This window comes from Haladaptatus sp. CMAA 1909 (assembly GCF_043952005.1).
Lineage (GTDB): Archaea > Halobacteriota > Halobacteria > Halobacteriales > Haladaptataceae > Haladaptatus.
On record NZ_JBIOAV010000001.1, the window covers coordinates 2,776,418 to 2,797,646 of the forward strand.

A 21,229-nucleotide genomic window follows, 5' to 3' on the forward strand; every position below is an offset into this window, starting at 1 on the left:
ACGGGGACAACTACCGCTCGACAGGAGTTCTCCGGGGGGTGACCCTTCGAGAATATTCACGGCCGAGCGCGAGAAGCCGATACCAATGAGTGCGGAAAAGAGCCCCGGCGAACCCGAAGCGGTGCGATTGCGAGTCGAAGGAGGAGGAGGAGGAGGAGGAGGAGGAGGAGGAGGAGGAGGAGGAGGCTACACCAACGAGGCCGAAGGGAACACTGCCGATATCGGTTCTATCTATGTCCGTAAAATCCCATTCCAGTTGGAAAACATTCTGTCGAACAATACACTCGTCTACCGCCGACTGCCGGGTTGCGGGTCCACGTGCGGTTTCGCCATCAGGTCCGAAAACCGTGCGTCGTCCAGCCAATCGAGCAACTGGACCAACTGGTCGGTCGCCGCTTCGAAGAGTTCCGCGCCCTTTTCCGGCGTCGCGTCGGTCTGGTCGCCGAAGACGCCGTTCTCGCTGTTGTCGATGGCGTCGTAGTAGTTTCGCGCGCCGTGAATCGTGGGGTTTCCGTCCAAGAGGTTCACCAGTCCGCCGTCGCGGGCCTCTTCCAACCTGTCCTCGCGCACGAGTTCCGGCGCGATGTGCATGATCATCGCCGTCTCCTTCGGGCCGCCGTGCGGGCCGTTGTGTTCGAAGATGCTGCTGACGAGTTCGGGAATCGACTCGTCCCACATCCACTCGACGGCGAAGGCCACCTCGTCCTCGCGCAGGCGGCGGCCGACTTCGCGGAGGTGTTGCATGTTGCCGCCGTGGGCGTTGACGTAGACGATTCGGTCGATGCCGTGGTACGTGAGATTGCGCGAAAAGCTCTCGACGTAGTCGCGGAACTGCGGCGGGTCCACCGACATCGTTCCGTGAAACTGCATGTGGTGCGTGCTGACGCCGACGTTGATGGTCGGCGTGCAGAGGTAGCCCGCGCGGTCCGCCGCCTCGCGGGCCAACGCCTCCGCGATGAGGTGGTCGGTCGCGAGCGGTAGGTGCGGGCCGTGCTGTTCGGTCGAACCCAACGGAACGACCGCCACGGTTTCCTTGGCCACGTAATCCCCGAGTTCGGGCCACGTCTTATCGGCGAGATACATGTGAAAGGAAGGGTGCTCGGAGAGCATAAATTTCAGTACCGCGGAAACGTCCGGGTTAGGACAGACAGTGACCGGCGAGCGAAAAGCCGCAGGACTCGAACGCGTACACGGTGTCGGAGTTCGCGGTGACGACGGCGAGGCCGTCCGACAGCGCGATGGAGGATTCGAGTCCGTTCCCGTTTTCGATGGCCCCGAACGAGACTTCCTCACCCGTTTTCGGGTCCAAAACGGCGATTCCGTCGTCCGACCGGTTTTTCACGACAGCGACGTACATCCCCTCGTCCGTGATGGCGGGCGTCGAACGCTCAATACCCGACGGGTAGTTGTGTCGCCACAGTTCGTCACCCGTCGCCGCGTCCACCGCGACGAAGTTTCGGAGGTTTTCGGTGAAGTACACACTCCCGTGCGCCACACCCAATCGGCGGCCGAGGCGCGTCCCGCGACCCGAAACCCGCCACTGCTCGTCTCCGGTTCCCGCGTCCAGCGCGACGACGAACGCCTCCCCGCTAGGGAGTTCCCCCGAGACGAAGACGCGGCCGTCCGCGAAGACGGGCGGGCCGTTGGCCGCTAGCTCTTTTTTCCACAGTACGTGTCCCGATTTCCCGTTCAGCGCGACGACGCCGTAATCCAGTACTGAGAGGTAGACGACGCCCCTCGCGTACGCCGGCGGGAAGGTCCATCCCTGCTCGTCCGTTCGCGGGACGTGTTTCCAGACGACCTGCCCGGACGAGTCGTCGATGGCGTACAGCGCTTCCTTCGCCTTCGGGCCGTCGGTGTCCGCCGTGATGCCCGCCGTCGGCGCGTAGACGAGTCCGTCGGTGACGACGGAATGGGCCGTTCGGAGGCCACCGTTGGTCGGCCCGCCGTGCATCGGGACGTGCCAGCGTTTCTTCCCGTCGGTGGTCAGACTGTGGAGGCCGTCAAAACACTGGACGAAGAGGTTTCCGTTCGCGTGGACGACCGAATCGAAATAGGTCGCGCCGTTTTCGGTGGCGTCGCGTGGAGACGTCGCAACCTCGAAATCGTCCTTCGGTTTTCCGGTTTCGATATCGAGAACGCGCACGCCGACGGTATCGGCACCGCTCGAAAACTCGTCGTTGCCGTAACCGACGTACACCGAATCGTCCACGAGGATGGGCGACGAGACGTTGTAGGTCTCGGGAATGCGGGCCGACCACTTCACCACGGGGTTCGATTTCGGCCCGCGGTGCCGCCGGGCGTCGCCGGTGTTCCCGTCGTCGTAACCCGCGCGATGCCAGTCGCCCCGAACGGGGTCGTCGCCGGTACACCCGGCGAGGAGACCGACCGAACCGGCCCCGACGGCGGCGAGAACGTCGCGTCTGGAGGGCATTGACTTAACGAGTCGGAATGGCGAGCATAAGCTTTCTTATCGAGGTTACAACCGTTTCGTCATCCGGTATCGCTTCGTCACGTAGTCGGCGCGGCGGTAGAGCGACCGGGCGACGTGGTTGTCCGCATGGACGTCCAGCGAGACGAACTCACATTCCAGTCGCCGCGCCCACGCTTCGGCCCGCGAGAGGAGCGCGCTCGCGATGCCTTCCTCCCGGTGGTCCACACGGACGAACAGGCCGTCGATGTATCCTCGCGGCCCGCGGGCGAACACCGGCGGCGAAGACCGCTTCTCGACCGAAACGTAGCCGACCAACCCGTCTTCCTCGGCGACGAACGTGGCGATATCATCGTCCGAAAAGCGGTCTTTCACATAGGAGAAGACGGTCTCCCTGACGCCGCTGTCGGCGAGCGTGTCGAAGTCGTCCATGGCCGCCATTTCGCGGGCGAAGGGAAGCCACAGTTCGTCCACGAACCGGACGAGTTCGGAACCCCGTAGTCGCCGGATTCGCATCAGGTGTCCACCCCGAATCCCGTTTCGGTCCGCTCTTCGAGGTATGCTTCGACTTTCGGACGGGCCTCTTTGCGGTTTTCGTGGTGTTCGCGCAGGAACACTTCGAGGCGCTCTTTTGCGATTTCCTTCAGTTCGCCGGAGAGCATCGCGCCGGATTCGTATTCGCGGCGGATACGGGCCAACTCGTCGTCGTCCCGAATCAGGTGGAACGCGAGGAGTTCGAACACCATGTCCTCCTCGATAACCCCACCCTTTTCCCGGTGTTCCTCAACGCTGGTTCGTCCGCCGGTTTTGGCCGCGTCGATTTTGCGTTTCGCCTCGGAAACGGAGTCCGTGAGCGCGATGTAACTCGTCGGGTCCGACGAACTCATCTTCCCGCCCTGCAATCCGCGCATGAACCGATGGTACGTACTCGCCGGTTTTACGTACGCGGTCTCGCGGTAGCGACTCGCGACGTCCCGCGTCAGTCGAACGTGCGGGTCTTGGTCGATGCCGACGGGGACGACGGTCGGTTTCGGCCCGCCGTTTTCGGGTGCCTGCGGACGGAGGATGTCGGCGTACTGGGTCAGCGCCGAGGCGAGTTTTCCGGGCGCGGCGGTTCCGTAGGTGGCCTCGAACTCGTTTTGCGTGACGTACCGCGAGAACAGTTTGCTCCGGACGAGGTGATCGTTGCCCGCCTCCGACTGGAAGTAAAAGTCGGTCGCGTCGAGGTCGAGGCCCAATGCGACGTAGTTGAGCAGGTACTCCTCGACGGCGAGTTCCCGAGCCTCGTCGAGCGGGATGTCGCGCGTCGCGTAGGCTTCGATGTCGGCCACACAGAGCGTGAGTTCGGCCCCCATCTCCTGAAACATGCGCGCCTGATCGAGGACGGCGAGGTGCCCGAAGTGGAAGACCCCGGAGGGCATCAGGCCGGTCATGACCGCGAACGGGTCGCCCCTGTCGCGCGCGTCGAGGACGGTTTCCAGGTCGCGCTGGCCGAAGACGATACCGCGTCTGACGAGGCGGTTATCCGGTAGCCTATCGGCGACGGAGGCGATGGGTTCGATGCCGAACCGTTCCATCGTCCTCCCGTAGTCGGCGATTTCCACGTCTCCCCACGGGTCGATGTCAGTCATTTGATACCACCGCCGAGCGAACGGCTAACGGGCGTTGGGATGGCAGTAGAACGATACGACAGCATCAGTGGACTATGCCGTGGTCGGCCAAAATCGACCACCGGCGGTAGCGAACGAAGACATGCCGGTTGCTACTCCGGGAGTTGCAGGCAAAAGGGTTTCGCGGGCGTGAGAAAGGGTAGCAAACGCGAGTGGCCGGACGAGCGATTCGGCCGAATCGCTGTTTGCCGTGGAAAGCGTGAAACCACCCATGCCCGCCGAGATCGCCCAAGAGGATATCGTTGCCGCGATTCGAGACGCGCCAGCGCCGGTGGTGAACACGACGTATCTCGCGGACGAGATGAGCGTCTCCCGGGAGAGCCTTCGCGACCGACTCGACGAGTTGGTGGCCGACGGCGTGCTCGAAAACACGGAAGCGCGCGGCCGAGGCCACCTCTGGTGGCTCTCGGTCGCGAGCGAGTTGGACGAGTAGAACGGAGTCGAAAGCGGACTCGACTCGACAATTTCGTTGATCCCCCTTGTTCAGTTGGCGATCATCGGTGCTTCACCGACCCATTTGTCGGTCTCCGCCGCTCGGACCATGAACGCCGCCACAGTAGCCCGTGAGACCGTCGACAGGGTGGTGAGTTTGAGATATCCCGTTCGATCGTCACGAGTGCGTGGGCCGCTCCGCAGCCACGGCGGCCTAACCATGACCCATTCGTAATCGCTTGCTGCGAGCGTTCGCATGAACCGTTCCCCTCCCTCGATGAAATCGCTTGCGACGAGGTTTGCCGCGGATGAGAGAACCCGTCCCGAAACCGAGAACGGATCTTTTGGATGAGGAATAATTCTGCCGCCGAGAATCACGACCCGTGGAACGTCGTGAGTTCGCATCGCAGCGAAGATGTTCTTCCCGCCCCGAATCGCTACGTCGACAGGGGAACCCTCTGCGGGTCCAAGCGCGCTGAGCACGACATCGGCTCCCCGAACGGCGCGTTCGACCGCGTCCGTGTCGAGGACGTCACCCTCGACGATGGACAAATGACCGTTTTCGCGGTGGATCGGATCCACTTTCTCCGGGCTTCGAACGAACGCTCGTACCTCGTGTTCCCGTAACAACGCGGTATCCACGACGTGCCGACCGACGCGACCCGTTGCCCCGAACACGACGACTTCCATTCAGTTCTCGTCCCCCTCGCTCGTCTTGAGAACGATCTTCCCGCGGACGTGTCCTTCCTCGCTCAATTCGTGTGCCTGCTGGGCTTCGGCCAGCGGGAACACCGTATCGAGCGTCGGCGCGACGGTACCGTCGTCGAGGACTTCGGTAATCTCGTCGAGCCACTCCCTGTCGAGGGTATCCGCCTGAACCACGCGGATGCCGTGCCCGTCCGCTGCCACCTCCTGTTCCGGCGTGAGGTTCAGCGGGAGGTTGTCGATGACCCCGCTTTCCTTCACGATTTCGAGCGAGCGAGTGAAGGTATCGCCACCGATTGCGTCGATCACCACATCGACCGGTTCGACGGCGTCCTCGAAGCGCTCCTCGCGGTAGTTGACGAACTCGTCCACACCTAGATCGCGGAGGAATTCCTCGTTCGACCCGGAGGCGGTACCGATGACGTGGGCGCCCCGGTGCTTTGCGAACTGGACGGCGAAGTGACCCACACCGCCCGCCGCAGCGTGGATCAGTATACGCTGACCGGCTTGGAGATCGGTCAGTTGCATCGACCGCCACGCGGTGAGTCCCGCCATTGGAACCGCGGCCGCTTCCTCGAACGAGAGCGATTCCGGTTTCTGACTGAGTTTTCCCTCCGTCGGGGAAACCGTGACCGCTTCCGCGTACGCGCCACCGTCGCCGGGAAACGGCAGTATCCCGTACACTTCGTCTCCCGGTTCGAACTCGCTTTCGTCCGTCCCGACTTCGTCTACGACGCCAGCGATATCCCACCCTGGAATCCAGGGGAGATCGATGGGGAATGGGGCTCCTTGGCGAATCTTATAGTCGACCGGATTTACACCGGCCGCGTGAATCCTGACACGTACCTCGTCGGCGGCCGGTTCGGACGTCTCTATCTCCTCGTACCGAAGGTTCGATACATCACCAAACTCGTGAACACGTACTGCTTTCATCTATGATCGCTCCTGAATTTGTACCGCCGTGCTGCACTGTACCGGACGTGTTTATCGTCCGTGCCGTCGGATTCGTAGCATCGGCGTCTAACCACATCGAACGCTACGCCCCTCGTTCGGATGAGCCGATAGCCCCACAAATGGGGTAGTATTTAACTAACCGTCTCGTACCCAATAGCACGGTGTACCGATCGAATCGGCCACACAAACACGAACACTCATGAGATCGATAACGTTCGACGTAACGCGGTCCGGCGGATTCCACCCGACTGTTCACGGACTGCACGCTACCGAATCCGCCCCCGCTCGGAAATCGATCCTCCACTTCAACGTGCTGGATGACGGAACGATGGTCATGTTAGCTCACATCCACGGTGATCCCGGCCGCACGTGTCAGTTGATCGAACAAAATCCAGGCGTGATCGAGTACAGCGTTTCGGACGAGGGAGACGGTACCGGACTCATGTACCTTCACAGTCGGCTTCCGGACCAGATGCGTGGAATCATCCGCCCCCTCGATGAACACGAGGTGTTCTTCGAGTCCATCGAATACGTCTCCGAGGACGAAATCCGCATGACCATGATCGGCGAGACGAACGAGATATTGCAGCGAGCGCTCGCGGAGATCCCTGACGAGATCGACATCACCGTCGAGCGGATCGGCGCGTACTCGGCGGGGACGAACGATCTCTCTGGGTTGTTGACCGACCGTCAACGGGAGATTTTGGAGATCGCCATGGAACTCGGCTACTACGAGAACCCGCGGCGCACCACCCATAGCGAAATCGCAAAGCGCGTCGGAATCGACGCGAGTACGGTCAGCGAACACATGCGAAAGATCGAAGCCCGAGCGTTCGATTTCCTCGCTTGAAAGCCCGATTTCGGCTCGGCTACTGCCGTCGGACGCCGTAGTGAGAGCGGCGAAAATTATTCGCTCGGCAACAACGCGTACAGACCGAGCGCCACCGCCGACAGCGCGCCGAGGATGACGAAGGCGGTATTGAGGCGGTTCGCGTCGGCGAAGAACCCCATGAACGTGGAACCGAGCGAACCGACGAGGAAGAACCCGGTTCGGATGAACCCCCACGCGGAGCCCTCGATGTGGTCGGGGAGCGCGCCGATGATGTAGGAGTTCGTGACGGCGTTGACGGCCATTCGCGTGCCGAGAACCCCGACGACGACGGCGATGGCGAGGGTTCCCGAGACGAACGTGAGCGCGATGGGGGCGACGACTCCGACGGCGGTGACGGCGAGGAGGACGGGTTTGATTCCGATCCTGTCCGCGGCGCTACCGGCGACGATTTGGGAGACGGCACCGGTGACGAACATGAACCCGAACAGCAGGGCGGCGGTGCTCTGACTCAGTCCTTTCGTTTGGAGGTACGTCGGCAGGAACGCCGTGATACCCTGATAGGCGAACAGCAGAATTGCCACCGAGACGGTCGCCAACAGGATGGAACGGTCCGAGAGGGTTCCGAGGAGTTCGCCGAAATCCGGCAGTGCGGACGCAGTGGATTCGCCGCCGTCGGAAACGGCATCGGAATCCCGTTCCGACGCTGTGCTCGATTTGTCGTCACTCGGTTGCTCGTCCTCGGACGGGCGTTCGGGGACGACGCGCCACGCGAACGCCGCCATGACGAAGAACGGAACCGCCAATCCGGCGAGGATGGCCCGCCATCCAACGGCACCCACGACGCCCGCCGCGACGTTCGGGAGGAAGGCGGAACCGAGACTGCCGATGGCGAGCGTCACGCCGAAGGCGGCGCCCGCGTTTCGCGTGAACGTGCGCGAGAGGACGGTTCCGCGACTCGGGCCGTACAATCCGGAGCCGAGTCCGTAGGCCGCACTGCCGACGAAGAAGACGCCGAACAGCGGCGCGAACCCGAGGACGAGCATGCTCACGCCCGACAGACAGAGGCTGGCGGTCAGCAGTCGGCGCTCGCCGAGGCGGTTGACCAACACCCCGGCGGGAAACTGCATGAGGGCGTAGCCTATCCAGAGGATCGTGATGGCGAGTCCGGCGTACGCATCCGAGATGTGAAACGTCGCCTCGATTTGTGGCAACAGGGTCGGGATGATAAACCGCATCCCGAGCGTGAACGCCCACCCGATCGCGATGGCGAGTAGGAGCCATCCCCGACCGTCGCCGCGAAGACCGTCGAGCGTCCCCCGAACCTGCCGAGATAGAGACCGATAGCGCGGAGACATTGCGTGGTTCGACCCACGTTCTGCGGGCGGTTAAACGGGCGGATGTGGGGCCAATCTGTCCGGTTTTTCCGGGGCGGGAGGCGTTTTCGAACGCGAGACGGGACCGTCAAACCGTCAAATCCACCCGTCGCAACCGCTGGGCGTTGATGGCGACGATGACCGTGCTGGCGGACATGAACACGGCACCGATCGCCGGCGAGAGGAGGATTCCGAACGGTGCGAGGATCCCCGCCGCGAGCGGAAGTGCGAAGACGTTGTATCCGGTCGCCCACACGAGGTTTTCCTGCATCTTTCGATAGCTCGCGCGGCTGAGTCGGATCAGTTTCACCACGTCGAGCGGGTCGTTCTCCACGAGGACGATGTCCGCCGACTCGATGGCCACGTCGGTGCCGCTCCCGATGGCGATGCCGACGGTGGCCCGCGTCAGCGCAGGTGCGTCGTTCACGCCGTCGCCGACCATCGCCACCCGCTTTCCCTCCTCCCGGAGGTCCGTGATGCGCTCGTCCTTCTCGTCGGGCAGCACCTCGGCGAAGTACGTGTCGATGCCCAACTCCTCCGAGACGGCCCGGGCGACGGCTTTGCTGTCGCCGGTCAGCATGGCGACTTCGATACCCATCCCGTGAAGCGCGTCGACGGCGCGTCTGCTCTCGTCCCGAACCAGGTCGGCCAGCGCGAACCCGGCGACGACGTGCCCCTCCGAGACGAGGTAGACGACAGTTTGTCCGTTCTCCCCGGCGGTTCGCTCGAAATCGACGAGGTCGGACGGGAGGTCCGCATCGACCAGTTCGAGGAGGTTTGACCCGCCGACGAGCGTTTCGCGGTCCTCGACGGTTGCGCGAACGCCGCGCCCCTTGCTGTTCTCGAACGCGCTCGCAGTTGGGGGCGAAACGTCCTCGTCGCGTGCGTGGCGTCGAATCGCCTGTGCGATGGGATGTTCGGAATCGGCTTCGACGGCCGCCGCAACCGCCGTCGCCCGGTCCTCGGTCCACCCCTCGACGGTTTCGACGGCGACGACACCCTGTTCGCCCTCCGTCAGCGTCCCCGTCTTGTCGAAGACGACCGTATCGAGCGTTCTCGCGTCCTCCATGGCGATGCGGTCGCGGACGAGGACGCCGTCGTTCGCGGCCATCGAGGTGTTGATGGCGACGACGAGCGGCACCGCCAATCCCAGCGCGTGCGGGCAGGCGATGACCAGCACCGTGACGACCCGTTCGACCACGTCGAGGCCGAAACCGGTGGCGAGAAACCACGCGATTCCGGTGACGGCGGCGACCGAAAGGGCGACGTAAAACAGCCATCCCGCCGCCCGGTCGGCGAGCAGTTGCGTTCTGGATTTGCTTCCCTGTGCTTCCTCGACGAGCCGCATAATGCCCGCGAGGGCCGTCTCGTCACCCGTCGCGTCCACCCGGATTCGAAGGCTTCCGTCGCCGCTGTTGACGGTTCCAGCGATGACCTCGTCGTCGGGACGCTTGCCCACCGGCCGCGATTCGCCGGTTATCATCGACTCGTTCGCCGACGACTCTCCCTGTTCGACCACGCCGTCCGCGGGAATGCTCGCTCCGGGGCGAACCAGCACGCGGTCCGCGGTGTCCAACTCGGCGACCGGTACCTCCTCCGTCTCGCCGTCGCTCGCGATTCGCTCCGCCGTGTCGGGCATGAGACGGGCCAACTCGTCCAGCGCGCCGGAGGCCTGGCGAACGCTCCGCATCTCCAACCAGTGGCCGAGCAGCATGATGTCGATCAGCGTCACGAGTTCCCAGAAGAATCCCGTCGTCCCGGGCAGGAAGAACGCCGCCGCGATGCTGTAGACGAACGCCACGGTGATGGCGAGCGAGACGAGCATCATCATCGCCGGTTGGCGGTTCTCGAACTCCACCCGCGCCATCGAGAGGAACGGGAACCCGCCGTACACGAAGACAACGACGGCGAGCAGCGGGGTTATCGACTCGCTCCCCGGGAAGCGAAGCGCGACGTATCCGAGCGACTCCTGAACGAACGGGCTGAAGTAGAGGACCGGTACCGACAGGACGAGACAGACCCAAAATCGACGTCGGAAGACGGCTTCGTGGCCGCGGTGGTCCACGTGCGCGTGGTGACGTTCTTCGGGAGGCGGTCGCTCCTCGATACGGCGTTCCTCGATGTGTGACATTCGTTCCCACCCCAAAGGGGGGTACGACGGAGCGGAGTATCAACTTGTCCGATGGGCGGGAAAGGGGTAATCAAGCATCTGCACTTCGCGCCGGTGTGCCGTTTACTTTTAATACCGTTTTCGACAGGTAGAGCGTCCGACAGCAACGAAAGCGGAAGAGATAATCGGGACGAATCATATAGCCTTACCCTCAGAATGGCAGGCAACTCCTCCGACTCGTCGCTCAAATCGGTCTCCCGAGGTGCCTCCTTTTTCATGGCCGGAAAGGGCCTCGACAACGTCTTTCGATTCCTGCTGAACTGGATTCTGGTTCGCGGACTCGGCGGCGTGCTGTTCGGCGCTTACACGCTCGGGTTGGTCATCCTGACTTTCGCGCAGGTGTTCACCAACCTCGGGACGAATCAGGCCATCATGAAGTTCGTCCCGATGTACGAGGACGACCCGGGGAAACGCCAGCGCATGCTGGGGCTTTCCTATCTCACGTCGTTGGTCGCGGGCGTCGCCATAGGGATCCTCATCTACCTCCTCGCACCGTGGCTAACCGGATACGTGGAACCGGCGTATCGGCCGTACTTCACGGACGTCGTTCGTCTGTTCGCGTTCCTGCTCCCGCTCAACACGCTGATGAGCTGTTTCGAAAGCGTGTTCAAGAGCCTCGAAATCCCCGAATATCAGGTCACGATTCGAAACGTCCTGATTCCGTTCGTCCGCGTCGTCTCCGTCGGTATCGCGCTGCTCCTCGGTGCCGCGCTGGTCGGAACGGTCGCCGCGACGGTGGTCGCCATGTGCATCACCTTCTGTCTCGCCGTGTGGTTGGTGATGACGCGGGCGGACATCACGCCCACGTTCCGTGGCGCGTCGCGCGAGGAACTCGTCGAGTTTTACGACTTCTCGCTGCCGCTGACGCTCAATCACGCCGGACAGGTCCTCGCGAACAAGGTCGACCTGCTGATGGTGGGCTTCCTCGCGGGAGCGTACATCACCACGAAGGACGCCGTCGGGATTTACAAGATCGCCACGGTGCTCGGCGGCATCCTCCTCCTGCCGCTGAGCGGGTTCAATCAACTGTTTCCGTCCATCGCGTCCCGGCTGTACAACGACGGCGAGATGGACGATTTGGAGGCGTTGTTCCGCCGCGTGACCCGGTGGACGTTCACGATGGGATTGTTCCCGGCCATCGGGGCCGCCATCTACGCCCGCGAGTTGCTGGTCCTGTTCAGCGATTCGTTCGCCCAACAGGGCGTGGGCGTCCTGTTGTTGTTCGTCGTCGCGCAACTCGCCAACGCGAGCGTCGGCCCGTCGGGATACGTGCTCATGATGACCGACAACCACTACCTGACGGTCGCGAACCAGTGGCTGCTGGGCATCTGTAACGTCGTCCTCAACTACCTGTTCATCCGGGAGTACGGCCTCATCGGGGCCGCGCTCGCCACCGCGACGGTCATCGTCGCCATCAACGTCCTCCGCGTCGTGGAGGTGTGGTACACCGTCGGCCTGTTCCCGTACTCCCGAAAGTACGTCAAACCGCTCCTCGCGGGGGCGGCGACGGCTATCGCCATGCTCGCCACGAAATCCATTCTCGCGGGTTACGTGGCCGGAATCGGGTCCCCGGGTATCGCCGCACTCGTGCAGGGCGCGGTCGGGGGACTCGTCGGTCTCGCCGTCTTCGGAGGCTCCCTGTATCTGCTCGGTATCGAACAGGAAGACCGCGAGTTCGTGACCGAAAACATCCCGAGTTGAGTGTGCGTACCTCGACGGCAGTTCCGAACGCGCGCCACAAGCGCACTCGACCGTTCGCGGGAGTCCACGTTCGTGCTCGTCAGTACGTGATGCTGAAGCCTCCCGTGTCGTTGCCGGTGCCGCCGTTCTCGTAGGTGAAGTAGTAGTCGATGACGTCCCCGGACGAGAAGTCGCCGACGACGTAATCCGGTGTCGTTGTGAGCGTGTGCGTGTCGCTGTTCGGGTTGTTCATCCGGTAGTTGTACTGCGTGCTCCCGTTGACCGTGTAGTGGAGGTCGACCCAGTTCGAACCGACGTTCGAGACGAATTCGAAGGAGAGTTCGTCGGTGGTCGTATCGCTATCCGACCCGTCGATTCGGGTGACGTTCTGACTGAAATCGCCGCCCGACGAGTTTGTCGTGACGCTGACCGTGTCGGAGGCACCCGACTCGTTACCCGCACCGTCTACGGCCGTCACGGAGAAATCGTACGTCGTTCCGCCCGAGAGGCCGGAAACCGTGGTGGACGTGCTTCCCGCGGATACGTTCTGGCTCCGCGAACCGTCCACGTAAACGGCGTAGTGGTCCAGCCCGGACCCGCCGGTGTCGCTCGCGGCGCTCCAGTCGAGGTCGACGGACGACCCTGTGTGGCCCGGCGACGAGAGGTTCGACGGCATCGTCGGTGCCGTCGTGTCGGACGAATCGCCACCGTCATCGTTCCCGCCGGTGCTCGTCGCCATCGAGTCGGCGGGGACGGACAACGACGTTCCGTCCGAGAAGCTCACAGTAATCGCCGAACTCTCCCCGTTGTAGGCGACGTAGGTCTTCTCCGTCCCGTCGTCGAAGACGTACGCCAGCGGATAGTCCGCGGTCACGGACGGGTCGGGGTTCCCCATCCCGTCGATGTTGTGAATCCAATGGTAGGTTCGGGCTTTCGTCTCGCCCGCCTCCGGCGAGTAGGAGCTTTTCTTCGCTTGGAACATGCTCTTTGCGTCCGACGGGTTCGAGAACACGCGGTAGTTCCACATGATGTCGGGCCAGAGATTCCAGTCGCCGCCGTTGTCGTCGTTTTCCACCGCCTCGGAGTAGTTTCGCTCGGCCAACTGGGAGTCCCACCCCAGATACAGCGAGTGGCCGCCGAACGGCAGGTAGTTGATGCCGTGAATCGCCTCGGCGTCCCCGTTGAACCACGTCGCGTAGGAGTACTTGACGCCCCAGACGATGCCCGCGGTGTCGTGGCTCCAGCCCTCGGGCTGATTTTGATCGTCAACGTCGAACCAGTACTCCATGGCCGAAATCACCTCGTGGGTGTAGAGATACGCCGCCCAGTTCAACATCTCGTCGTTCCCCGTGTACACCGCCCACTGGACCATCGCACCGTAGGCGTTGATGGCCTCGGAGGACGATTCTTGGTCGTTTCCGCCAGCGAACTCCGCGGTGCCGGACGCCCACGAGTGGCCGGTGAAGGGACTGAAGTTCCGCAGGAAGGGGAACGAGTCGGCCGGGTTCGTCGCGGGTTCCCGTGGGTTGTCCCGGTTCGGCCGCTCCCAGTTCGCGTAGTCGCGGACGATGAGGTCAACCATCCCGCCCCAGTTTCCGTCGTCGCCCCACGACTCGTCGTTTCGGACGGTCTCGGCGGCACCGCGAACGAAGTAGCCGTAGTGGAAGTGGTGGTCGTTCATGCCGCTGGCCGACCCGTACGAGTCGGGGTAGCCGATGAGCGTTCCCCACCCGTCGTCGTAGTAAAAGAGTGTGCCGCTCTCGCCGCTTTCCGCGGTCAGCCAGTTTTCCAATCGCGACCGGATGGCGTCGTGGAGCGCGTCCCGTTTGCTCGCGTTCCCGACTTGGTCCGCTATCGGTGCGGCCTCCGCCGCCCGTCCGAACTCCTTCCCGGTCGAGTAGGTGTCGCTGCCGCCGAGGCTGGCCGACACGTCGTCGACGTAACTCGCCAGTTCCGACCTGTCGTACGTCCCCTCGTCGGGGAGAAACGGGAGCACGCCGCGGAATGGATGGGTCGTCGTGAACGACGACCCGCTCAGCGTCTTCATCGTGCCGCGGGGGCACTCGTAGGTGTAGCTCGACAGCGCATCGTCGGTGTACTTGTGGTGATGCGGATACAGCCCAGTGATGGTCGCGTTCCCGCCGACTTGGCTCTCCGGTTTGTTGTCGGTGGCGAAGGAGTAGGTCGTTCGGATTTCGCCAGCGGACCGGTCGTACGTGGGGGAAACGCGGGTCGCGTCGCCCGCGCCGGTGTCCATGACGAAGTTGTAGGCATACCGCTCGAACGCGTCGAGCGTCGAAGTCGTGCCGTCCGGAAGGATAGCGACCGACAGGTAACCTCCCGACAGGGCGTTGGTCAGCGTCGCCGACCCGACGCCGGACCAGTCGTCGCCCGATGGCGCGAACAGGCCGTAGTGTTTCCCGTCGTGGGTCAGGCCGAGGACGTTCCCGCGGTCGGCCCAGACGGTCGGAGCCGACGGGAATCCGAGTTCGGCACCGCCCCCCTCGTACTCACAGAAGACGAACGGCGACCCCTTCGTCAGCGACGCTGTGAGGGTCGCGGCCGTTCCCGTGCCCCATTTGAGCGTCACCGACCAATCGCTGTGGCCGTCGACCCGCGTGTCCGCGAACGTGCCCGCGGTGTGACCCAGCGTGAAGTCGCGCTGGACGTTCATCTTCGCGTCCTCGTTGGGATAGTTCCACGTCGTCGGATGGCCGACGTCGAGACCGGAGTCGTTCGCCAGCGCGTATCCGGGGTGGAAAAAGAGGTTGTTCGAATAGCCGGTTACCAGCGCCGACGACCACCAGTCGTTGGAGGGAATCGGGGCCGCGACGTTCCCGGTGGTGTACAGCGTCGCTGGAGGTCCGTCCTCACCCGACGGTTTCGTACCGGCGTAACTGCCGTTGCCGACGCCGTGGATGTCGCTCGCGGCTAGTACCGGCGTTGGAATCACCGAACCGGCCAACCCGGCGGCCCCGAACGCTTTGAAGTACGTTCGTCGAGACAGCGAGAGGGAGTCGTTGTGCTGGTTCGAAATGTCGGATTCGTTCGAGTCGTTCGGTCCGTTCGATTCGTGCGGGCGCGTCCGCCTGTCGTCCGTTTCTCTGGTAGGGTCGTTCATACGTGCATCCTGATCGCAGTTATTTTCTGAATACTGCGATAAAAATTATTTACTATATCAATGGATAAAATTATTTCCCTACCCGTCAACTCTGCAAAATATCCCGGTCGAGACACGAAACCGTGTACCCGGTGGCACCGGAGCTATCGACGGGTATCGTCGGGAGATCCCCCCGGACGGGAAATCGAGAACAAAAATGACGATTCGACGCGGGACGTGCGTGGAAGGTTTTCCAAAATTTCCGACGAACGGTTACGGAACTGTCGGTCGTGAAACGTCGAATCGAACGAAACCATAAATGCGCTCGTTCAGTATGGTCCTTCATGACGAACCGCATAACGGTGTCGCTCGACGACGAGGCACAGGGTGCCTTGGACGAACTGGTGGGGGAAACCGAGAAACCCCAGAGCGAACTCGTGAGACGGGCGCTCGTCTTCTACGCCGCGAACTACGACGCCGCGACGGCGGAGGCGGGGACGAACCTCGAAGCGTACCATCGGATGCTATCCAGCGGCGAACACGTCCTGCTCGATGTGGACTTTCTCCACTGCTTCCTCGACTACGTCGAAGACGAAACCGGGGACCCCGACCCGGATTTCCTCGAACTGGCCGACCAAGTGTCGAGGTATCACGCCCGCGAGTACGAACACCGCTTCGATACCCTCGGCGAACTCCTCGATTGGCTCTCGTTCTGCGGCTTTCTGACCGTCCGCGAAACGCACGGCGACACGTACCACGTCGTGTTCCCGACCGAATCGGTCAAGTGGTTCATGACGCGGTTCGTCGAACGGAGCGCCGCCGGACTGCCGTTCGAACTCGAACTGGAGGAGGGCGTCTCGAAGGTGCTCATGACGGAAGTTCGGGCCGACGGATGAACGCGTCGTATCCGTTCACACCTTTTCATACCCCGTACGACTTCGATACACACCGTTCTTAGCGGGGTTTTAAGTTCGAACTATGGTTTGTGACGACATAGCACGAGAACGACCATGAACATTATAGACAGACTACGATCCATCGGCCCCGGCGCGATGGTCGCGGCGGCCTTCATCGGACCCGGAACGGTCACGACGGCCAGCGTGACGGGCGCGGAGTTCGGATACGCCCTCGTTTGGACCATCGTGTTCTCGATAATCGCCACCATCGTCCTGCAGGAGATGAGCGCCCGCCTCGGCGTCGTCTCCCGCCACGGACTCGGCGAAGCATTGCGCGAACAGTTCGACAGTCAGGTACTGTCGGTCTTCAGCATCGCGCTCGTCGTGAGCGCCATCGGCATCGGGACGGCGGCCTACGAGACGGGGAACATCCTCGGCGGGGCCGCCGGTTTGGAAGGCATCACCGGAATCAGCGCACAGATTTGGGGGCCGGTCATGGGCCTCTGTGCGGCCGCGCTCCTCTGGACGGGTCGCTACAAACTCATCGAGAAGGCCCTCGTCGCGCTCGTCGGAATCATGGCGGTTTCGTTCCTCATCGACGCCATCGTCATCGGCCCCGACCTCGGCGCGCTCGCGATGGGATTCGTCCCGAGCGTTCCCGAGGGCTCGACGTTCCTCATCACGGGACTCATCGGAACCACCGTCGTCGGCTACAACCTGTTCCTGCACGCCGGGAGCGTCCAAGAGCGATGGGCGGGGCCGGACGAGTTGCCGGAGTCGCGCGCCGACACGATACTTTCGATCATCATCGGCGGCCTCATCACCATCGCCATCCTCGTCACCGCGGCCGCGGCGTTCCCCGTCGGAACGGAAATCGACAACGTGAGCCGGATGGCCGAGCAAATCGAACCGCTCGCCGGACCCTACGCCACGGTGCTGTTCAGCATCGGCCTCTTCGCGGCGGGGTTCACCAGCGCGACCACCGCGCCGCTCGCCGGCGCGTACGCGACGGCGGGGGCGTTCGGATGGGACACCGACCTCAAATCCCCGCGATTCCGCGCCGTCTGGGGGAGCATCCTCCTCATCGGCGTGGTGTTCTCCGCGCTCGGCTACGAACCGGTGCAGGCCATCGTCTTCGCGCAGGTCGCCAACGGAATCCTGTTGCCTATCGTCGCGCTCTTCCTCATCTACATCATGAACGACAGGGACATCCTCGGGGACTACGTCAACGACACGACGCAGAACGTCCTCGGTATCGCCGTGACGCTCGTCGTGGTTTGGCTCGGCGTGCGCGCGCTCTACACCGTCGGACAAAATCTGGGGGTGTTCTGAATGGCAGGGACGACGCGCGTCGGCGTGGACGTCGGCGGCACGTTCACGGACGTCGTTCTCCTCCTGTCGGACGACGAACTCGTGACGGCGAAAGTACCGAGCACGGACGACCAGAGCGTCGGCGTCGTGCAGGGAATTGAAAAAGCCTGCGCGGATGCGGGCATCGACCCGACGGACGTGGACGCGTTCACCCACGCGATGACCGTCTCCGTGAACGCCCTCCTCGAAGAGGACGGCGCGAAGACGGCGCTCGTGACGACGCAGGGCTTCCGCGACGTCCTCGAAATCGGGCGACAGGCCCGTCCCGACCTCTACGACGTAGACGTGGACAAACCCGCGCCGCTCGTCCCGCGACGACGACGGTTCGAAGTCGCGGAGCGCACGACGGTTGACGGGGTGCTAACCGAACCCGACGAGGGTGAGGTGCGCGCCGTGGCCGAGAAAATCCGCGACTGCGGTGCCGAAAGCGTCGCCGTCAGCCTCCTCCACGCCTACCAGCATCCGGAGAACGAGCGACGGGTCGCCGCCGTCCTTCGCGACGAACTCGACGTGCCGGTTTCGGCCTCCCACGAGGTCCTCGCGGAGTTCCGCGAGTACGAACGGACCTCCACGACGGCCGTGGACGCCTACGTGACGCCGGCCATCGACGCCTACATCGGTCGATTGGAGGAGCGCGCCGGGGAACGCGGCGTTCCCGAACCGCGAATCATGCAAGCCAACGGCGGCATCGCGTCGGCGAAGACGGTCCGTGAACACGCGGTCACGACCACGATGTCGGGGCCAGCGGCGGGCGTCGTCGGCGCGGCGGAAACCGCTGGAGGAGGCGACGTCGACGGCCTCGTTACCTTCGACATGGGCGGCACGTCGAGCGACGTGAGCCTCGTCCGGGACGGCGAGGTGGAACGGACGACCGACGCCGAAATCAACGGACGGCCCATCAAGACGCCGATGGTAGACGTGAACACCGTCGGTGCGGGCGGTGGATCGATAGCGTGGGTGGACGCCGGAAACGCCCTCCGCGTCGGGCCGCGCTCGGCCGGCGCGAACCCCGGCCCCGCCTGCTACGGACGCGGCGGGACGGAGCCGACGGTGACGGACGCGAACGTCGTTCTCGGCTACATCGGCGGGAGTTCGGCGCTCGGCGGCGAGCTCGAACTCGACGAGGAGGCGGCCCACGACGCGCTGTCACGACTGGCCGACGAGGCCGGGTTGGACGACGCCCTCGCGGCCGCTCGGGGCGTCTTCCGGGTCGCGAACGCGAACATGGCGCGGGCGATTCGCGCCGTCACGGTCGAACGGGGCCACGACCCACGCGGGTTCGGCCTCGTCGCCTTCGGCGGCGCGGGACCGATGCACGCCGCCGCCGTCGCCGAGAGCCTCGACATGGATTCGCTCGTAATTCCGCACGCCTGCGGCGTGCTGTCGGCCTACGGCCTGCTCGCCGCCGACGAGAAACACGATTCGGTTCGGACCCTCAGGAGTCCGCTCGCGGACGTGTCGCTCGGCGACGTGGAATCGGCCTACGCCGACCTCACCGAGGAGGTGCTGTCGGACGTGGCGGACCCGGACGCGGCGGACGTACAACGGGCCGCTGACCTTCGGTTCGTGGGACAGAGCTTCGAACTCACGGTTCCGGTGGACGACGAGTTCGACGCGGAGCGCGTCGCGGAACGGTTCCGGGACGCCCACGAGGGCGCGTACGGCTACGTCATGGACGACCCCATCGAACTCGTGAACGTTCGGGTGACGTCCGTCGTCGCCCGCGATTCGCCGTCTGTCAGGTATCGGACGACAGGAGACGCCGAAAAGGGACGCCGCGAGGCGTTCTTCGACGACGGGTTCCACGAGACGCCGGTCTTCGACCGAACCGGCCTCGGAGAATCGGCGTCCGTGGGCGGGCCGTGCATCCTCGAACAGAACGAGAGTACGGTGGTGGTTCCGCCGGGATGGTCGGGGGCGGTCAATTCGGACGGAACGTTGCTCCTCGGGAGGGACGGACAATGAGCGGAGACGAATCGAACTCGACCATCGACGCCGTTACGCTCGAAATCATGCGCAATCAGTTCGAGGGCGTCGCAGAGGAGATGGGACAGGTACTCATCACCTCGTCGTACTCGCCGAACATCAAGGAGCGGCGGGACTGTTCGACCGCCCTCTTCGACGCCGAGGGCCGCCTCGTCGCGCAAGCGGAACACATCCCGGTTCACCTCGGCGCGATGCCCGAGGCGGTGAACACGGTGCTCGACTACGACCCGGAACCGGGCGACGTGTTCGTTCTGAACGACCCGTTCGAGGGCGGAACGCACCTCCCGGACGTGACGATGGTGTCGCCGATTACGGTCGAGGACGAAATCCTCGGATACGCCGTTTCGCGCGCGCACCACGCCGACGTGGGCGGGATGACTCCCGGAAGCATGCCCGCCGGGGCGCGGGAAATCTATCAGGAGGGGATTCGCCTGCCGCCGGTTCGCCTCGTGAAGCGCGGCGACGTGAACGAGGACGTGATGAGCCTCCTGCTCGCCAACGTCAGGAACCCCGGCGAGCGTCGGGCGGACATCCGCGCCCAAATCGCGGCGAACGAGCGAAGCGAGGAGCGACTCCGTGATCTCATGGGCGAACACGGGCGAAACCGCGTCGTCTCGGCCTTCGACGCGGTGATTTCCTACTCGCGCGACCGACTCCTCGCCGAAATCGCCGAGTTGCCGAACGGGACCTACAGCGCCCGCGACGTGCTGGAAGGCGATGGCATCACCGGCGAGGAGATACCCATCGAAGTCGCGGTGACGATAGACGACGAGGGGATTTCCGTGGACTTCGCGGGAACCGCACCGCAGGTGCCGGGGAACGTCAACGCGCCGTTCGCCGTCGCGAAGAGCGCCGTGTACTTCGTGATTCGGTGCGTGACTGACCCCGAGATACCGCCGAATCGGGGATGTTACGACCCGATTTCCGTGTCGGTCCCCGACGGGTCGCTGTTGAATCCCCGACCTCCTGCGGCCGTCGTTGGCGGCAACGTCGAAACCAGCCAACGGGTGACGGACGTCGTGTTCGCCGCGCTGGCGGAAGCGGTCCCGGACCGCGTCCCAGCGGGTGGACAGGGAACGATGAACAACCTCACCATCGGTAGCCGGGACGGCGGCGCGGACGGCTTCACCTACTACGAGACCATCGGCGGCGGGTTCGGCGGGCGGCCGACGAAGGACGGGATGGACGGCGTACAGGTCGGGATGACCAACACGCTGAACACGCCCGTCGAATCGCTCGAAGCCGAGTATCCGCTGTTCGTCGAGGAGTACGGACTGCGCGAGAACAGCGGCGGACGCGGACGGTTCCGCGGCGGCCTCGGCGTCGTTCGCTCCGTTACGGTCGAAACCGACGCCACCGTCTCGCTCCTCACCGAGCGGCGGCGAGTCGCACCACGCGGTATCGCCGGCGGCGGGGACGGTCGGTGCGGGGAGAACGAAATCGACGGGGAGTGCGTTCCGGCGAAGACGACCCGCGACGTGGCGGCCGGGACGACCATCACCGTGCTGACGCCGGGCGGCGGCGGTCACGGCCCGGCGGCGGAACGCGACCCGGACGCCATCGAAATCGACCGCGAGGACGGCAAGATGGAGTGGGACGAATGAAACCGTTCGTCGAATCGACGCGAGC

The 21,229-nt window shown here is 63.9% G+C and carries 16 protein-coding genes; 7 read left to right on the plus strand and 9 right to left on the minus strand.

Going from position 1 to position 21,229, the window contains the following annotated elements:
* Positions 1-288 precede the first annotated feature (288 nt).
* From ACGYLY_RS15090 to trpS, 4 genes are read right to left on the minus strand one after another with little or no spacing between them, the layout of a single operon-like run.
* A complete protein-coding gene (locus ACGYLY_RS15090) occupies positions 289-1,083 on the minus strand; it encodes a creatininase family protein (RefSeq protein WP_395291224.1) in 795 nt (264 codons plus the stop codon).
* Between the two features lie 55 nt (positions 1,084-1,138).
* Positions 1,139-2,434, minus strand: a complete 1,296-nt coding sequence (locus ACGYLY_RS15095) for a PQQ-binding-like beta-propeller repeat protein (RefSeq protein ID WP_395291225.1) — start codon at positions 2,432-2,434, stop codon at positions 1,139-1,141.
* 45 nt (positions 2,435-2,479) lie between these two features.
* Positions 2,480-2,947: a GNAT family N-acetyltransferase gene (locus ACGYLY_RS15100; RefSeq protein WP_395291226.1), complete on the minus strand. Its 468-nt coding sequence runs from the start codon at positions 2,945-2,947 to the stop codon at positions 2,480-2,482.
* A complete protein-coding gene (gene trpS / locus ACGYLY_RS15105) occupies positions 2,947-4,062 on the minus strand; it encodes a tryptophan--tRNA ligase (protein ID WP_395291227.1) in 1,116 nt (371 codons plus the stop codon). The genes ACGYLY_RS15100 and trpS overlap by 1 nt, the downstream gene beginning before the upstream one ends.
* Before the next feature lie 250 nt (positions 4,063-4,312).
* Between trpS and ACGYLY_RS15110 the strand changes: the two genes are divergently transcribed.
* Positions 4,313-4,534 carry a hypothetical protein gene (locus tag ACGYLY_RS15110; protein ID WP_395291228.1) on the plus strand — a complete coding sequence of 74 codons (222 nt, stop codon included), beginning with the start codon at positions 4,313-4,315 and terminating at the stop codon, positions 4,532-4,534.
* A 50-nt stretch (positions 4,535-4,584) separates the two neighbouring features.
* On the opposite strand, the gene ACGYLY_RS15115 is transcribed toward ACGYLY_RS15110, so the two are convergent.
* Together ACGYLY_RS15115 and ACGYLY_RS15120 are read right to left on the minus strand one after the other, a co-directional pair.
* Entirely contained in the window at positions 4,585-5,223 is a 639-nt protein-coding gene (locus ACGYLY_RS15115; RefSeq protein WP_395291229.1) for an NAD(P)-dependent oxidoreductase, read from the minus strand.
* Entirely contained in the window at positions 5,224-6,171 is a 948-nt protein-coding gene (locus ACGYLY_RS15120) for an NADP-dependent oxidoreductase (RefSeq protein WP_395291230.1), read from the minus strand.
* 220 nt (positions 6,172-6,391) lie between these two features.
* On the opposite strand from ACGYLY_RS15120, the gene ACGYLY_RS15125 reads away from it, so the two are divergent.
* Entirely contained in the window at positions 6,392-7,042 is a 651-nt protein-coding gene (locus ACGYLY_RS15125) for a helix-turn-helix domain-containing protein (protein WP_395291231.1), read from the plus strand.
* 56 nt (positions 7,043-7,098) lie between these two features.
* Here ACGYLY_RS15125 and ACGYLY_RS15130 read toward each other — a convergent pair whose 3' ends face one another.
* Positions 7,099-8,379, minus strand: coding sequence for an MFS transporter (locus ACGYLY_RS15130; RefSeq protein ID WP_395291232.1), 1,281 nt, complete (start codon positions 8,377-8,379; stop codon positions 7,099-7,101).
* A 106-nt stretch (positions 8,380-8,485) separates the two neighbouring features.
* Positions 8,486-10,528 carry a copper-translocating P-type ATPase gene (locus ACGYLY_RS15135; protein WP_395291233.1) on the minus strand — a complete coding sequence of 681 codons (2,043 nt, stop codon included), beginning with the start codon at positions 10,526-10,528 and terminating at the stop codon, positions 8,486-8,488.
* Between the two features lie 195 nt (positions 10,529-10,723).
* Between ACGYLY_RS15135 and ACGYLY_RS15140 the strand changes: the two genes are divergently transcribed.
* Positions 10,724-12,268: an oligosaccharide flippase family protein gene (locus ACGYLY_RS15140; protein ID WP_395291234.1), complete on the plus strand. Its 1,545-nt coding sequence runs from the start codon at positions 10,724-10,726 to the stop codon at positions 12,266-12,268.
* Positions 12,269-12,347: 79 nt separating this feature from the next.
* Here ACGYLY_RS15140 and ACGYLY_RS15145 read toward each other — a convergent pair whose 3' ends face one another.
* Positions 12,348-15,368 (minus strand): glycosyl hydrolase, encoded by a 3,021-nt coding sequence (locus ACGYLY_RS15145; RefSeq protein WP_395291235.1) that lies wholly within the window; start codon positions 15,366-15,368, stop codon positions 12,348-12,350.
* A 323-nt stretch (positions 15,369-15,691) separates the two neighbouring features.
* On the opposite strand from ACGYLY_RS15145, the gene ACGYLY_RS15150 reads away from it, so the two are divergent.
* The 4 genes from ACGYLY_RS15150 to ACGYLY_RS15165 all read left to right on the plus strand — a co-directional run bounded on the left by ACGYLY_RS15150 (position 15,692) and on the right by ACGYLY_RS15165 (position 21,204).
* Positions 15,692-16,243: a ribbon-helix-helix protein, CopG family gene (locus ACGYLY_RS15150; RefSeq protein WP_395291236.1), complete on the plus strand. Its 552-nt coding sequence runs from the start codon at positions 15,692-15,694 to the stop codon at positions 16,241-16,243.
* Between the two features lie 114 nt (positions 16,244-16,357).
* Entirely contained in the window at positions 16,358-17,575 is a 1,218-nt protein-coding gene (locus ACGYLY_RS15155; RefSeq protein WP_395291237.1) for an Nramp family divalent metal transporter, read from the plus strand.
* Positions 17,576-19,579: a hydantoinase/oxoprolinase family protein gene (locus ACGYLY_RS15160; protein WP_395291238.1), complete on the plus strand. Its 2,004-nt coding sequence runs from the start codon at positions 17,576-17,578 to the stop codon at positions 19,577-19,579. It begins immediately after the preceding gene.
* Positions 19,576-21,204 carry a hydantoinase B/oxoprolinase family protein gene (locus ACGYLY_RS15165; RefSeq protein WP_395291239.1) on the plus strand — a complete coding sequence of 543 codons (1,629 nt, stop codon included), beginning with the start codon at positions 19,576-19,578 and terminating at the stop codon, positions 21,202-21,204. Before ACGYLY_RS15160 ends, ACGYLY_RS15165 begins: the two co-directional genes overlap by 4 nt.
* Positions 21,205-21,229 lie beyond the last annotated feature (25 nt).